Raw genomic sequence first — 16,676 nt, forward strand, 5'->3', positions numbered from 1 at the left:
TGTACAAACTTTATACGAACTTCTGAAAGGGGCAACTACATGCAATATGTAATGAGTATTATCGGTATTCTTGTCGTTTTAGGTTTATGTTTTGCTTTGTCAAACAACAAAAGTAAAATCAACTTCCGTGCAATTGCTATTATGATTGGTTTTCAAATTTTAATCGGTTGGTTTATGTTTGGCACAAAGATTGGTCAACAAATCATTATTTTCATTAGTAAAGTTTTCAACAAACTAATTAAACTTGGTACGACAGGTGTTGATTTTCTCTTTAATGGAATTCAAAGAGACTTTGTCTTTTTCTTAAACGTACTATTAATTATCGTATTTTTCTCAGCACTACTTTCTATCTTTAGTTATTTAGGTGTTTTACCATTCATCGTTCGCGTTGTCGGCGGTGCGATTTCAAAAATTACTGGTTTACCACGCGTTGAATCGTTCCATGCGGTAAACTCTGTATTCTTCGGTTCAAGTGAAGCGTTAATCGTTATTAAAAATGATTTACAACATTTCAATAAAAACCGTATGTTTATCATTTGTTGTTCTGCAATGAGCTCAGTTTCTGCTTCTGTTACAGCATCATACGTAATGATGTTAGATGCAAAATACGTACTAGCAGCTCTTCCGCTAAACTTATTCTCAAGCTTAATCGTTTGTTCGTTATTAACACCTGTTGATACGAAAAAAGAAGACGAAGTAGTTCAGAAATTTGATCGTACTTTATTCGGAGACAGCTTTATTGGCGCAATGATTAACGGTGCGCTTGATGGTTTAAAAGTAGCTGGTATCGTTGCCGCATTAATGATCGCTTTCATCGGTGTTATGGAAGTTGTAAACTACGTAATTAGCGCAGCTTCAGGTGCAATGGGACATGCTATTACGTTACAACAAATCTTCGGTTACGTACTTGCTCCATTCGCATTCTTAATGGGGATTCCAGCTCAAGATATTATCCCAGCTGGCGGAATTATGGGTACGAAGATTGTATTAAACGAGTTTGTAGCAATCCTTGATTTAAAAGGTGTTGCAGCAACATTATCTCCACGTACAGTTGGAATCGTTACAGTATTTTTAATTAGCTTCGCAAGTATTAGCCAAATTGGCGCGATCGTTGGTACAATTCGTGCTCTTTCTGAGAAACAAGGAAGCGTCGTATCGAAATTTGGTTGGAAAATGCTATTTGCATCAACACTTGCTTCTATTTTATCTGCAACAATCGCTGGATTGTTTATTTAGTAAAAATCACCTTACTCGTTGAAGTAAGGTGATTTTTTTATCTATTGTTACTTTTCTCATTCCATCCATTTTCTTCAAATGATATGATGAACAAGGGTATACCCCCACCACTCTTATAGCGGTGGGGATTTTAATGTAAATATGTAACATACTACACAATAGAAGGTGATTTTATGAGAAAATACGCAGCAATTGCTTTATGTACATCTGCCATTCTAGCAGGTTGTAATACTAGCAATGTAAGCCAGGAACCTAAAAAAGAGAAAAAGGTTCAAGAAGTTAAGAAACAAACAGAAACTGTGCAAGAACAAGGTAAAATTTCTTATCAGCCCATTACACACGAGTCTACAAATACTACTATTCATATGACAGATATAAAAGATACTTTAACTGAAGTACAATATAAAATTTGGCGTACTGCTGATGGAAAGGAACACACTAAATCTTTTTCTTCTAAAGAAAAGGAGAAACAGTTTACACTTCTTTTTGATATAAAAGAATTTGAAGGAAAACGTGGTGAGTTCCAAATTGAAGCAATAGGCATAAAAGAAGATGGGAAAACCATTCCACTCACAAAATCTGCTATTACTTTCGAACAAAAGGTTCCCGTTCTTATGTATCATGCAATCGATGATTATCACGGACAAGGCATTAAAGATTTATTCGTCTCACCTGCTAACTTTGAAGCCCAAATGAAATATTTAAAAGACAACAGCTATACATTACTAACTTTTGAACGTTGGGGTGATATTAATAAAGTAAATAAACCTATCTTTGTTACATTTGATGACGGTATGAAAAATAATATGAATGCATTCCATGTTTTACAAAAGCTAAAAGACGATACATTTAAACCGGCGGCAACAGAATATATGATTGTTGATAACGTTGATGTAGAAGGATCACTGTCTACTTCTGAAATAAAAGAAATGGTCGATTCCGGCATTTTCTCAGTGCAATCTCATACAGCGACGCATGCAGACTTACCGAAAATTACAAACTATGAAGAGGAATTAAAAGGATCAAAAGAAAAGTTAGAAAAAATAACAGGTAAACCCGTTATCGCAGTTGCTTATCCATTCGGTCATGTAGATGATAAAGTCGTTGCAGAAACGAAGAAATATTATCAATTTGCGACGACAACAAAACCCGGAAAATTCATTACAAAAGGTGAACCCGATGAATTGTTAAAAATGAAGCGTGTTCGCATACACCATACGACGACCGGAGAACAGTTTGCTTCTTCGATTAAATAACGATGAGGGCTCAATATATTTTGAGCTCTCTTTTTACGCTATATTTATATATATTTTTTGAATTTTCTTGTATTATATATAGTAAGAAATCTTTCAAATTAAAGGAGATTATACATATGTCATTTGAACAAACGTTAGAGAAATATGCTGCCCTTGCAGTCAATGTTGGTGTTAATATTCAACCAGGACAAACATTATCAATTAGCGCACCTCTTGAAGCTGTACAATTTGTACGCCTCGTTACAGAAAAAGCATATAAATCTGGTGCAAAACACGTATATGTGGATTGGAATGATGAGACGTTAACACGCTTAAAGTTCGATCTAGCTCCTGAAGAAGCATTCGCTGAGTTTCCATCTTGGAAAGCACACGCTCGTGAAGAATTAGCAAAAGAAGGCGCTGCATTTATGTCTATTTATGCAGAAAACCCTGATTTATTAAAAGGTGTAGAACCAACGCGTATCGCAACAGCTCATAAAGTAGCTGGTGAAGCAATGAAAGTATACCGTGATTACGTACAAGCTGATAAAGTAAGCTGGTGTGTCATTTCTGTTCCTACGAAAGAATGGGCTGCGAAAGTATTCCCTGACGTTGCACCAGAAGAACAAGAAGCAAAACTATGGGATGCTATTTTCAAAGCTACTCGTGCTGATTTAGAAAATCCTGTGGAAGCATGGAAAGAACACGATAAAACATTACATACAAAAGTTGATTACTTAAACGAAAAGCATTATAAAGCTCTTCACTATACAGGTCCTGGAACAGATTTAACGATCGAACTTCCAGAAAAACATGTATGGGCTGGTGCTGGTAGCTTAAATGAAAAGAACGTACCATTTATGGCGAACATTCCAACTGAAGAAGTGTTTACAATGCCACTTAAAACAGGTGTAAATGGCCAAGTATCTAGTACAAAACCGTTAGCATTTGCAGGTAACATTATCGATAACTTCACGTTAACATTTGAAAACGGACGTATCGTAGATTATAAAGCTGAAGTTGGAGAAGAAGCTTTAAAACATTTAGTAGAAACAGATGAAGGTTCTCACTTCTTAGGAGAAGTAGCTTTAGTACCTCATGATTCACCAATTTCAAACACAAATATTTTATTCTACAACACGCTATTTGATGAAAACGCATCTTGCCACCTTGCAATCGGAAATGCTTATGCATTTAACTTAGTTGGCGGAAAAACGATGTCTAAAGAAGAACTTGCTGAAAATGGCGCAAACGCTAGTATTACACACGAAGATTTCATGATTGGATCAGCTGAGCTTGATATCGACGGTATTACAGCCGATGGCAGACATGAGCCTATCTTTCGTAAAGGTAACTGGGCGTTTTAAGTTAACCATCATAAAAACACATTGGATTACCCAATGTGTTTTTATTTATTCGGCTTCAATTCAAATTTTATCGTTCTATTCTCATGCGTAAACTCAGGCCTATATGTATTTTCTTTCGCTGAATCAAATAGCATCACATCTTGATTTTTTCATCTGGTGCTACCTTTTTACTGGTAAAGCTATCATATTCTTTAAAATTTGTACTTTTCTTATTTTATTTCTGGTATAGAGGCTTTAGGACAATTGCAACAAATCTACAAATCTTAGACATACTGGTACTACTAGTCTAGAGAAGGTGCTTGATTGGTATGAAAAAAAGAAAATACATTCAAACAAAAGCGCTTTCTCCCTAATATTATTTTATTAACGGTAAGATGGTGTCTACGCTACAACCTCAGTTTTCGTGATTTAGCGGAAATGATGAAGAAACAAAGCTTATCTATTTCTCATATAACCATTATGCGTTTGGTTCATCAGCACGGTTCTAAGTTAGATAAGCGAATCCAATTTCACCTTAAATAAACAAATAACTCCAGGAAAATCGATGAAACATATATCAAAGTAAAAGGTCAATGGATATACCTGTATCGTGCTGTTGATTCGAAAGAGAATACAATCAAATTTCTTCTAAACAAAACAAGAGACTCGCAAGCTACAAAACACTTTTTCAAGAAATCCTTGCAGTCTTTTCGTGTTTCAAAATCTCATGTTATAATAGTCAATAAAAATCCAGCTTATCCTATAGCAATTGAACAGTTAAATAAAGAAAAAGCATACCTGGTGGTATGCGACTTGGGCAACAAAAGTACTGGAATAACATAGTAGAACAAGATTGTCGCTTTATAAAGTAGTAAATTCGTATGCTAGGATTCAAATATTTTAACACAACTACATCCATTCTTTCTGGAGTAGGAACCATACATATCATAAAAAGAACAGTTTGATTTACAGGACCAACCTGTCCAAAATCAGAAATAATTCATCCAGCAATTGTTTTGGTCTGTAGCATAAGACGCAATTCCTTTAGGAATCTATGCAATTTATTATACTTTTGCAGCAAAACCAAATCAATTTGCCACTATTTTTTTGGATTTATTTTCCTCATCATTTCGTAATAAAGACCACCCTTTAAAAATCCATGTCATAAGTAGTATACTAACTGTCATTAAACACCCTATGCCTAATAATAGTTTATTGGGTTGGATAAACTCGGCAAAAAAACCTATTGTAAAGTATACAATCATCCCCATAATCTGCAATATAGAATTTATTGCTGAAAAAACTCTACCTCGTATTTCCCTTGGGATATACTCTGCATAAAATGAACTAACCGGTGTAAGAGTGCCACTTGTAGCTACACCAGATAAGAAAAATAATCCTAATAGTATTTCAATATTATCTGTATAATATATAATTGCGTATATTATAGATTGCACCATAATTCCAAAAATTATATAATTTTTCCTTAACGTATTTCGATCAATAATACCAATTATCCAACTTCCAGTTACTATTCCAAACGCAACTGCGGAAACAAGAAAACCATAATATCTATCCCCTAATTCATTTCCAAAGATATATTTTGCTTGTAATAATAACAAAATTGGTATTGCTGAAGTTGCTATTGTTCTAATTAAACCAATTATTAATAAAAATTTCACTTTCTTATTTTTATTAATAAATCTATATCCTTCTTTAAATCTACTTTGAAAAGATGAATTTTGTTTTTGGATACTCGCTTGTTGTAAAACAATTAAAGATGTTAATACTGCAGATATTGTAAAAGTAACAGCGTCGATTACAAATATAAATCTTGGACCGTGAAATATGCTAATACATAATGTAGCAATAGATGGTCCTAGTACATCAATTAATTGTCCAGTAGTCAGACTAAGCGTTAATCCTTTATTAAACAACTTTTTCCCTGTTAAATCCGGAAAAATAGCAGATCTTGCTGGAGCAAAAATACAAGAACAAGTTTGGGACAAGAGACCAATGGCATATATCATAACAATTGAATCTGTCATAAAAAGAGTTAAGCACAGTAAAACTCTTACAACATCCACTAAAACCAATATCCTTATAGGATTAAAGCGGTCTATTATCGTTCCAGCAATCGGCCCCAAAAATATCCACGGTAAAGATTCAATAAGAAATGCCATCCCTAGTTGAATTGGAGAATTAGTTAGATGATATATTAACAGAGGCACTGCTATTAAAGTCATCTTATCTCCTAATTGCGATATAGCTTGTCCAGTAAAAAAAAGTAAATAGTTTTTATGAGACATTAAATCTTTAAACTTAGCCTTTGTTTGAACACTATTATTTTTCATTCTTATTTCTCCCTAAAGACATGTATTTTAAAATAATTATCTGTAATTTAATGCTACATGAGTAGGTTGATTCTCAATTCGTTTTAAAAAGTTTAGTGATTCCTTTGGATAAATTAATACTCCATCTAAATTTCTAAACATTCTTTCTCTTAATTTATCGGCATAATCTAATAACTTCTGTTGTCCATTTTCTGATTTCAATGCATTAGATTCTATATCATAAACCTCGCTAAGAATATACTGTAATGTTTCTTTAGTCTTTTCATAATCTATATTAATAAAGTCTGTATTAGACTCTATAGCATTATGTTGAAGTAGTAATGCCAACCACAAAGCACCTTGTTCTCCATCTGAACTCTTCTGTATCCATCCTTGAGTTGGATTGGCCCATAACCCAGCTCTGGCTGACCTAAATATCCTTTCAGCGACAATAATCTCCTGAGCTAATTTTGCTATATTTCCAAAGAGATCCTGACATATATCTAACAATAACCAAACTGTCATATCCGTTCTCATTTCCTCAATACCAGCATACTTTAATCCAAGTGGTAATTTTTGAACAGAAGAGTTAAACAATGGTATTGGCCCACTTCCATGTATTAATTCATGTAGGGTTAACCATAAGGTTAGTGCATCATCAATATCCTGTTTACTAGCATCTATAAAAGTAGGTGTAATATTATTAATTCTCATATTTGCTTTAGCAACTGGTAAAGTAAGTGTCGAAAACCTCATTTTGACTAGATTATGAAATAATATAGAACGTTTATGCTGAAATTGTTTGTTTGAGTCTTTCCAATGCCCTAAATAAAATGGTGTAAATAGTGCAATATATTTCCCATTAGAATCAGAAAAAGGTCCCGAACTAAACAATAAATCATAAAATTCTATATGACGATCATGAAAATCACATGGAAAGCCAAATAATCTATTACCTAATTCATGACATAAAGACTCTACCTTTGAAACTATTTTAGAAGAATTTGAAGTTTGTTTCGTTAAAATTATTCCATCCTTAAACTCTTTTCCTTCCATCGCACACATTGGTCCTAAATAAAAATTGATAGATTGTTCACGAGCTAAACCAAACTCTAATACTGCATTATCCCAATGATTGTATTTTAATCCTTCTTTTATAGCCTCTAATAAACGTTTACTAACTCCATGCTCTAACAATTCTTCTTCCAATTTATACATGTTATCAAACAGAAATTCATGACTTGCGGACTTTTGTAAATAAACATCAAAATTCACTAATTCTTCTAACAATGAATGATTTATATCCTTGCTTGAATCAATATACACGTCTTCTGTAGTTATTTTCATATTTTTTCTCCTTATATATTTTTCAATTTAATAGAGTATAAACATTCTTCATATAAAAACTCATCTAGAAACGCATTAGTATATTTGTATGTAGGGCATACTTTGATATCTAATTCTCTGGCAACAAAATTTATTGTCTCCTTTACATGACCTAGTTCAAAAAACAAATCTTTATAGGCCCATCCAGAACGATAACGCCACTGATACCGATCATAAATAGCAGTTATAAAAAGAGTATAATTCCCTTCAGATATATCTGTCTTAATTTCACCAATATACGACAGATAATGATTGTTTACATTATAGTGATAGAGGCCTTGAGGTAATTTACAATTTTCTCCAACGGATAAATAAAACTCGAAAGGTGTCCTTGCTCCTTTTGAGGGAACTGGTTTTAACATTACAGGTAGTACTTCTAAAAATGTTGCATTTCTCAAACGTCCTCCAGACCAAAACAACAGGTTCCCTAATTCCCATAAACTCTCTGTCCCTGTACTTGTTGCTGGATGAGGCAAATTAATAAATAAATTATGCAAATAACTTTTAGTTATATCGGGATATGAAGATTCTTGTAAAAATCTTTTCATATCTTCCGCATCTTCTTTATAAATATCAGGTTTAGAATAATCCGCATGATTTATTGAATCTTTAGCTGAAAAGTATTCAAAAAACTCCCTATTAATAAGAGAGCTTTTTTCAAATAAATTTAATATATCATTATCAAAGTACTCTACAATAACCTCTAAATTGTTAAACTCATCAAAAATGTGCCTTGCATCAGGGGCATTAATACCTAATTTAATCATATAATCAATAATTTGTTTTTGGGATTTTGTTTGATTACAAAATGTACTTACTTTTGACAATATATGCATTGATTCTTCATTCATATCTTCTATTGCTAACTGTTTGTTACTTTGAAAATTTATAATTACCCATTCCCCTGAGCTATATACAATTGAGGTTAAGGGATTTCTTATGTATAAACTCATATTTTCTCCTTTCTTATGAAAAAGGATGTGGCATATTTCCAGGTCCTAATGTAGTAGGAGAAATCCTAGGTATTTCAGGTGCCACGATCTGGATAGCACTTAAATTAAGAAAATCAGTTAATATATTTCCGCGATCTACCACAACTAATTCTTTCTCTATAACTTTCGCTTTAGCTTCTAGTGAAGTTTTAAAATCAGAATATTCTTTAAAGTCAACATGAAGAGATTGATAAATCCCCCAATTCTCTAATAGATTATTAGCGTTTTCTGAATTAAAATAATATAAAAAATGATGGTAAGGATCACTAAAATTATATTCTCTAATTTGACGGTCTAATTCCCCTACCTCTAAACCATGTATTAGCTGCGCATAGGCTTCCATTAGTCCTTTGAGAAGAGATTCTTTTTTTGACCATGCCCCTCCTGCCCCACATATTAATGCAGGTCCATTATTAGTCTTGTGTTGTTTAACTAGTAAAATTATACAAGAGGTAAATCCTTTTACAGAACTATGAGGAATTATTAAGGTATTGTAACCACGATTTTCAAATAAGGTTATAAACCTCTTCGCTTCTTCTGGTAATGAAGAATTATCCCACAAAACTGGCGAAAAGCTTTGCGTTACTATCTCATATAAATCTTTTCTTTCTAAAACTTCTGACAATCCGATATTTATTGCATCTTTATAATTTGGATGAATGGCCATTCCAGTAGAGTCAGAATTGAAAATAGGATCTTTTACAGTACTTAAACTCTCTAATTGAACATATTCAATTGGAAGGTATTTTAATTGTTTTGTTAATAAATCTTCACCTTCGCACCACCAAATGTCCTTCGTGTAATTTTTAATACAATTAACAATTACATTTTCAAATTCATTCGCTTTTCCATAATGTAATCTTGTACGTGGAGGTAAACAAGCACTATACCGTTCCAAAGCTTCTGCAACTGCTTTAATATGTGATAAAGATTCATCATTATCAATTCCCCGCCCGACTAAATAAGGAAATTTTACATTTGATGGTGAATCTATTAGTGCTATATATATATACACACCATCGTCACAGTCTTCTTTTTTTATTATTTTTTTTATTGGACTCCATATACCAGATTCCATAATATCAAGTGAATATTTTTGTAATGATATTAAATGACTTGTACATTCAGGGTGAGGGAAATAAATACCTTTGTATTCTACTCCCTCATTAGAAAATGAAACTTCAAGTTCTCGATATTTATTTTTGTTACAAGGGGACGGCTCAAGAACTACATTACCCATGTTTTTATAATCCTCTACAGAAGATATCCATAATTTAATACAATCTTCACAAGGAGCTTGAATATTTTTTAGGTTAAAAGACGAATTTTCTAACAACAACTATTTAGTCCTCCCTAAGGCCACACTATATACTGTTACTTCACAATCTTCTTTTAAATGCAATGCTTGATTAATCATTGAATCATTAAATCCTCCTACAGGGACAGTAGGTATTGACAAAATTGAAGAAGTTAGACATAAATTCTGGGCAGCATGTCCAGCTTCAAGTAATAAATAACGATACCCTCGTTCCCCATATTTAGGACAAATTCTATCCATTTGTCCTACAAATAAAATGATTGCACTTGCTTTATCATAGTCAATATGTTTAGTTAGAAACCAATCTGATAAATTTTGAGGAAGTTCCACATTATCCATAATATTTATTTCATTATTTAATGGATTATATTGATAGACCCCTTTATTAAGTTCTTCTATCCCTAAGGAAATAACATACACTCTTAACGGAAATAACGCCCCAGCAGAAGGAACTGTCCTATGCTCCCCTTCATTATCAGTAAAAGTGTAACCATACGTAGACCAAAGAAGAGTGTATAATTTCTCCAAATCTAAAAGGTCATCTCCAAAATCTCTTGAAGATTTCCTTCTAGTAAGTGCTTCATGTAAAGATGCCTCCAATAATTTAGTATTAATATCCCATTTCTTTATTTCTCCATTATCTGATGAAGATACAAAAAAGGGAGCACACGGTTCATTAAATTCGCCAAAACTAGAAACAAAATGATATGCATTTGAAGCCCACGCATATTCTTTCATTGCTTGTAACACGTTTAAATTTTGTTGATCAACCGATTGCGACGACATACAAAGGTGCCTCCTCATAACCGTTAACCTCTAACATAGAATCGGCATATTCATCACGTAATGCTGGCGTTAAAAACGTACTATAATCATACGCTGTGCCAAGGGTAAGATACTTTTGAGCTAATTCCCCAATATTTACTAATAGTGTTCTATAAGCACGAGGATGACGATATCGGTACATATATCGGCTCCATACTGCTGATATTACAAAAGCACATGCTGCATTTCTAGGGCGGTCTTGTCCGATAACCATATGAACCAATTCATCTCTAAACATACCATCCTTTATTAAAATAACAGCATGATTTTTAGGATCATAATGATAGAGTCCTGGCTCAAGACCTTCTATATTAAATGCAAAAAAATAGGTTTCTAATGCGGAAAATGCGGAATTGAGAAGTAATTCTGGCTTTTCTTCTAAATTTTTTTCTGCTTCTGTTCTTAATCTTACTGTTTCTATATTAGAGTAATGAAGAATGTTACTAAGTTCTTGCAATTCTATAATTTTCTGTTTCCATGGTCGATTAGAACGTCTTTTTAAAAGGATTTCATCAAAACTATAATTCGTTGGTAGTTTTGTTGGGTTTGGTAAATTTACAGTATTAATACCTTTAATTTCTTTCCAAAATTCAGGTAAACCTTCTTGCCTTATTAACTCCCGAAATCCCTCAGAATTAAAGTTATCAGGTTCATCATTAGTACTATCATCAAACTCTAAGTCACAACTTTTTAAGTGTAATAATAAAGCATCCAACCAACCCCTATCAATCCAATGCTGAATCCCTTGTAATTTTCCATCACCGTATTTAGAATCCACCAATAATTTGTTGGAAATTAGATTATCTAATACTTCATTAGATTCAGCATCATCTAATGAAAAAGTCTGTTGAATCACTGTAATAATTTCTTCTTTTGATATTAGATTGGTTAATTTAGTAAACAGCTTTAAATATAACGGACTCGGTAATTCAAGTGTTTTATTCTCTAAAAAAAGATCACACGTAATAGGTGATCCTAAACGAATCCGAAAAAAAGGATTAAGTTGTAAATTTCCTGTAGCAATTTTTAATACCATGATTAAGTCCTCCTTATCCTATTAATGCAAATGTCATAGTAGATTCCATTAAACCATCGATCCCCAAAAATTCATCTACTTTGCTATCATGTAAAGAATATCCTCTGTAAGAACTTCTATCTAAAGAACTTGATATAAATGCTAAATTTTGCATTAAATGCCCTAAATCATATTGCATAACTCGATAAGATCTTGATTCTCGATATCGATACATACTACGATCAAATATTGTTGAAAATACAAAACATACATTTACCTTAAAATTAGGACGTTCAGGATGCGTAATAATATGCTCTTGGACAAATTCTCTATAGTCACCCTCTTTTATCAAAGTTAGTGCATGATTTTTAACGTTATAATGATATAAACCCATATCAATACCTTCTACGTCGGAGATAATTGTATAAATTTCAGATGGATGACGGCTTCCACCAGAAGGAACCGTTTTAGCTATATGATCTCCAGTGACAGGAAGTTTCCTTTTACTCGTTTCTCCAAATGATAAATACATAAGTCGAGAAAATTCTTGGAATGAAAGAGCCCTGCTATCACGATACATCCCTACATGATCGTTAAAAATAGTAGTTAATGACTTATGTTCGAGCTTTTCATCTTTTAAAAGCTCGATGCTTGGCCCGCTAATTACTTTATAGTTATCAGGGGGATTTTCTTCGCTTAAATATTTCTTCATTGAAGCTTTATCATCTAGTCCTTTTGGATCTAAACTATAATCGTCTTTTGGAATTTTATTAGTGTGAAAATGATAGACAAACGGTTCTTTCCATCCTTTTCCCAACCAATGTTCACCATGCTCACCTGTATAGTTATGATTTTGATTTTCCTCAGTAATTAATAAACCTAATGATAACAATTCATCCAAGGAATCTTTAGCTATATTTTCCCCAACTTTATTCTCACTCGATATTAATTCTATAACTTCTCTTTCCTCTCTCCATTCATTACAAAAAGATAGTAAGGAAACAAGCGTTTCTTGATTTAACATTTCTTCTGTCCAGCGCTGTAAACTAATAGAATCATAAACCTCTAAGTTATTTAGCTTATTTAACACCATTAAACCCGAAGACTGTTTTATTTTCATGCTATAACACCCCTATATTTAGCTATTTGTTTACGTAACCAAGGATGATACACCGTTTCAGTATTTCCGCTTAAATATAATGAAACTAGATCCCTTGTTGGAACCTGTTCAGCATAAACACTATTATCTGATGCTACTCCGGTTTTATATATTTGCCCATATGGACGTGCATAGCAATATACGTGGTAATAAGGTATTTCAGCTTTATGCCATCTATCTAATACTGAAGCAGCTATTCTTAATCCAAAGTGAAAAGAATATTCTTTTAAATTTTCTAATTTAACACAATTAATTTCTTGATTATTCAAGGTAATAATCCAATTTTCCTCCAGCTCATTTGGATATATAACCGTTAATCTAAATTTTATGCCCAACTGTTTATATGTAGCTAATAAACTACCCTGTTTATCACAATTATTCTTTATCCATGGTACTAATTCGTTTAAAAGAAAATTTTGAGTATGAAATTCTAATTCTTTCGATTCCAAGTTTTCAGGATTAGGATCTTTTAATAACGGGATTTCTTTCATAGGATCAAAGGAATTTAACTGGACTTCTTCCAATAAATTTATTATTTCAGATCTTCTGCTATGTATCTTACAACTTCCAACTGAAACTATAACTACATCACCAGGTAACAAATTTGCTACTTGTTGATTTGTATTTAACTTTCTAACTTCTTCCAAAAAAAGTTCTGGTGACATAGGGAACATTATTCTATTAATCCATGAAGCATCTCCAAGATATCGTAAACCACTAAAATTTGGAGCAACAAGCTTAGGTTTTACACGTAAAACTTGTTCCAATGTTGTTGACAAGTCATTAATAGGGAAGCTTAAATGCGAGCCTGTAAAGAATTGATGGTGGTATCCTGGAAAATTACATATTAAGAAATCAATAGTCTTTACATCGTCCAGTACACTTCCGATAATTTCAGGTGTTACATTGGTATCAGCTAAATACCAACAGGTTGCATCCGCTTCTTGAAAAACAATCCCTATTTCTGGTACATTTGTGGTAGTCCCTGTTACTATAAATTTCCCCCCAGCAAACTCCACTTCTTGGCCAGCTTTTAAGATATTACGATTATTAAAACCTAGTCCCTCTAATACTAATTCGACTGTAGGATCAGCAGGGTAAAATACTACAGTTTCATTGGGTAATAAAGCTAAACTATCCACCTCTAGATGTCCTGGATGACAGTGGGTAATAATTACAGCATCAATATATGGTAAAGAGTCCACATTTATTGAACAAGCCGGACTAACCGCTGCGGTTCCCCCTTGAAAACTATTGGTAAGTATAGGATCAACTAATATATTTAATTCATTTATCTTTATTAAATAACATGCATGTCCCAAATAAGTAACTTCCATATATAAACTCCTCCTATAACAGGATTCCTATTCTTAATTTTAAATTAAGAAAGCAGCCCAAGCATTGTTAGCTTGGACTGCTTCTCTTTAAACTAACGAATACAACATTGTTCGCGTACTACTTGACCTAAAGCAGGTGCAGATTTAACAGTGAATAAAGATGCTTTTTTCTCATTTTTTGCTTTAGCTACCTCTTTAAGTGCATTTTGTTTTTCTACAGTTTTGTTCATGACATTTCCTCCTTTTTTTATGTATGAGAAGTGATTACCGATTCAGTAACCATTTCCTGACTTAAATGTAACAAGTATCAAATTCATTTTCAATTGGGATAAAATTCTATTTTTTCAAAAGAATTTCCCCCAAATCTCCTATTATAGTGATATTATTTAAAAGTATAATATTATAAATTTAATTAAACTTATTTAATGTACTAACGGAGGGCTTTTAATGAATATTGGCCAAATTATAAAACTAAACCGTATAAAAAAAGGAATAACTCAAGGGGAACTTTGTAAAGAGATTTGTTCTATAACGCATCTCAGTAAGATAGAAAGTGGCACTACTAACGTTACAAGTGATGTTATTGAATTAATTTGTAAACGTTTATCTATTTCAATAGAAGAGGAAACCCATCAATATGAATATTCGGAAGAATTGTTAGAAGAATTCTACAATTCAATCGTCTATCTTGATACCCCCACAGCTACTACATTAATAGACAAGCTTGAGGATATGGATGATTATATACAATTGACCCCATTAAAATTTAAAGTTTTACTATATAAATTAAGGTATCTTTTAATGATGAATTTAAAGAAAGAAGCAAAAGATTTGGCTGAATTCCTTGAGGAAAATCAAAAATTATTGGAAGAATCAGATTTCAATTCACTTATTTATTGCTTAGGTGTATACTATACATGGTCTGGTGATTCTGTTAAATCCTTAACTTATTTAAATAAACTGGACAATTTAATAGATAAAGATGGTGATTATTCTTATTATTTATCCTTGGCATATTACCATAATAAATCTTACATAAATTCTTATCATTATATAATAATTGCACTAGACCTTTTTAGATATAACAATAATTTCAAAAGGATTATTGACGCAGAAATGCTATTAGCACTATTGCTGAGCTCTGGTGAAAGAATCGGTATTGAACAATCTTTAGATAAATTCCAAAAGCTTCTTTTACTCTTGAGGGATATGGATGATTCAGAAAGAAAATCTAAAATATATCATAACATTGGTTATAATTACTTACTTTTAAAAGACTACCAACAAGCTGCTAACTATTATCGCATGTCTATGCAGTTAAAAGATAAGAATTCCTATATATACTTAACTTCATTATATTCTTATATACACTGTTCATTCAAACTAAAGAATCACATAGATGACTGTAATACACTAAAAAAATTTATATTAGATGGAATCATTATTTCTAAGCAAATAAAAGAAAAGAAATATTACCTTTTATTTAATATATTGCTAATGAAATATAATCAAGATGATCAATTATATGATTATATTTATGAAGAAGCATTACCCTTCTTTACAAAAAATAATTGTATAAGCGAAGCAAAAGAATATGGAAAGTTAGCTTTTAATCATTTTCAAAATAAAAAATCGTATCAAAAGTCAACTGAAATTGCTAGCAGTATTTTAAAGTGATATATATTAAATCATTTATTCCGGAGGTATTTTTTATGAAAAAATTTCTATTGGTTTTACAAACTTCGTTATTAATATTTACAGTTATTTCATCTCTAAATTACGTATCTAAAAAAACTGCAGTTACATCTATCACTACTTTTGAAAATGAACCTAATCCCCCTTCATAATTTTATATGTAACTGTCAGAGAGAATTTGTTCAAACGAGAGCCTTATCAGCCGTGACCAATCTTATTAACAGTAATATAAGTTGAGCTTTCATAACATGGTGGAAATAATGGAGAAAAAGGATTATCAATTGCTCACACAATGAACCTGAAGCCAACAAATGACTCTTGTAGAGTTGATAAAAATATATTTATATAAAATATAAACATATATAATTATATCTTGCAGTCGATTCAGAAGATTATACAATTGAGCCTTATCTAAGTCAGTCAAGAGATAAATAATCAGCCAAGCGCTTTTTCACTTCCCCTCAAAATTTATGTGATAACAGAAGATAAGAGTCCTGCCTATTCTGTAGCTACTCCAAGAGTTAAAAGAAAATCAACATATACCTAAACTAAAGCAAGTTAGATATTGCAACAATATAGTAGAATGCACAATCTTTTTATTAAAAAGATTGTGCATTCTATGTTGGACTTGAATCATTTCAAAACAGTGATTTCTATATTGAGCTATTTTAAAGCCATGTATATAATCCAAAAAGTACAGGTTTATTTACGGGACCACTATATTCAAAATCAGAAAAAATTCATTTGTCAGTTGTTTGGGCGAGTAGCATAAAATGCAATCCTGCTAGGAATACATGTA

13 protein-coding genes and 2 pseudogenes are annotated in these 16,676 nt (G+C 32.2%); 5 read left to right on the forward strand and 10 right to left on the reverse strand.

The window, feature by feature from the left end; translation table 11 throughout:
• Positions 1-39 precede the first annotated feature (39 nt).
• The 3 genes from ACTFSI_RS17140 to ACTFSI_RS17150 all read left to right on the forward strand — a co-directional run bounded on the left by ACTFSI_RS17140 (position 40) and on the right by ACTFSI_RS17150 (position 3,838).
• The gene (locus tag ACTFSI_RS17140; RefSeq protein WP_001200502.1) at positions 40-1,236 is read left to right on the forward strand and encodes a NupC/NupG family nucleoside CNT transporter; all 1,197 of its coding nucleotides are present in this window, start codon (positions 40-42) and stop codon (positions 1,234-1,236) included.
• A gap of 173 nt (positions 1,237-1,409) precedes the next feature.
• Entirely contained in the window at positions 1,410-2,492 is a 1,083-nt protein-coding gene (locus tag ACTFSI_RS17145) for a polysaccharide deacetylase family protein (RefSeq protein ID WP_001233742.1), read from the forward strand.
• A gap of 116 nt (positions 2,493-2,608) precedes the next feature.
• Positions 2,609-3,838 (forward strand): aminopeptidase, encoded by a 1,230-nt coding sequence (locus ACTFSI_RS17150; protein WP_000007360.1) that lies wholly within the window; start codon positions 2,609-2,611, stop codon positions 3,836-3,838.
• Positions 3,839-3,879: 41 nt separating this feature from the next.
• On the opposite strand, the pseudogene ACTFSI_RS17155 reads toward ACTFSI_RS17150, so the two are convergent.
• Positions 3,880-4,052: pseudogene (locus tag ACTFSI_RS17155) on the reverse strand (DUF4352 domain-containing protein); the annotation flags it as partial.
• A gap of 140 nt (positions 4,053-4,192) precedes the next feature.
• Here ACTFSI_RS17155 and ACTFSI_RS17160 point away from each other — a divergent pair.
• Positions 4,193-4,816, forward strand: a pseudogene (locus tag ACTFSI_RS17160) (IS6 family transposase).
• 89 nt (positions 4,817-4,905) lie between these two features.
• Here ACTFSI_RS17160 and ACTFSI_RS17165 read toward each other — a convergent pair.
• The 9 genes from ACTFSI_RS17165 to ACTFSI_RS17205 all read right to left on the reverse strand — a co-directional run bounded on the left by ACTFSI_RS17165 (position 4,906) and on the right by ACTFSI_RS17205 (position 14,412).
• Complete coding sequence (locus tag ACTFSI_RS17165) at positions 4,906-6,171, reverse strand: MFS transporter (protein ID WP_000794852.1); 1,266 nt, start codon at positions 6,169-6,171, stop codon at positions 4,906-4,908.
• A gap of 36 nt (positions 6,172-6,207) precedes the next feature.
• Positions 6,208-7,497 carry a hypothetical protein gene (locus ACTFSI_RS17170; RefSeq protein WP_044790841.1) on the reverse strand — a complete coding sequence of 430 codons (1,290 nt, stop codon included), beginning with the start codon at positions 7,495-7,497 and terminating at the stop codon, positions 6,208-6,210.
• Between the two features lie 11 nt (positions 7,498-7,508).
• Complete coding sequence (locus tag ACTFSI_RS17175) at positions 7,509-8,489, reverse strand: SagB/ThcOx family dehydrogenase (RefSeq protein ID WP_440045516.1); 981 nt, start codon at positions 8,487-8,489, stop codon at positions 7,509-7,511.
• Between the two features lie 13 nt (positions 8,490-8,502).
• Positions 8,503-9,867, reverse strand: a complete 1,365-nt coding sequence (locus ACTFSI_RS17180) for a YcaO-like family protein (RefSeq protein ID WP_000923699.1) — start codon at positions 9,865-9,867, stop codon at positions 8,503-8,505.
• A complete protein-coding gene (locus ACTFSI_RS17185) occupies positions 9,868-10,632 on the reverse strand; it encodes a SagB/ThcOx family dehydrogenase (protein ID WP_440045517.1) in 765 nt (254 codons plus the stop codon).
• Positions 10,613-11,707, reverse strand: coding sequence for a SagB/ThcOx family dehydrogenase (locus tag ACTFSI_RS17190; RefSeq protein ID WP_000243160.1), 1,095 nt, complete (start codon positions 11,705-11,707; stop codon positions 10,613-10,615). The genes ACTFSI_RS17185 and ACTFSI_RS17190 overlap by 20 nt, the downstream gene beginning before the upstream one ends.
• A gap of 13 nt (positions 11,708-11,720) precedes the next feature.
• Positions 11,721-12,806, reverse strand: a complete 1,086-nt coding sequence (locus ACTFSI_RS17195) for a SagB/ThcOx family dehydrogenase (RefSeq protein WP_000695082.1) — start codon at positions 12,804-12,806, stop codon at positions 11,721-11,723.
• Complete coding sequence (locus ACTFSI_RS17200) at positions 12,803-14,182, reverse strand: MBL fold metallo-hydrolase (RefSeq protein WP_014481551.1); 1,380 nt, start codon at positions 14,180-14,182, stop codon at positions 12,803-12,805. The genes ACTFSI_RS17195 and ACTFSI_RS17200 overlap by 4 nt, the downstream gene beginning before the upstream one ends.
• Positions 14,183-14,274: 92 nt before the next feature.
• Positions 14,275-14,412, reverse strand: coding sequence for a hypothetical protein (locus tag ACTFSI_RS17205; RefSeq protein ID WP_014481550.1), 138 nt, complete (start codon positions 14,410-14,412; stop codon positions 14,275-14,277).
• A 217-nt stretch (positions 14,413-14,629) separates the two neighbouring features.
• Here ACTFSI_RS17205 and ACTFSI_RS17210 point away from each other — a divergent pair, with 217 nt between their 5' ends.
• Positions 14,630-15,859: a helix-turn-helix domain-containing protein gene (locus ACTFSI_RS17210; protein WP_001020656.1), complete on the forward strand. Its 1,230-nt coding sequence runs from the start codon at positions 14,630-14,632 to the stop codon at positions 15,857-15,859.
• Positions 15,860-16,676: the final 817 nt, after the last annotated feature.

The sequence above is a fragment of the Bacillus cereus group sp. MYBK101-2 genome (assembly GCF_051918845.1).
Taxonomy (GTDB): Bacteria; Bacillota; Bacilli; order Bacillales; family Bacillaceae_G; genus Bacillus_A; species Bacillus_A paranthracis.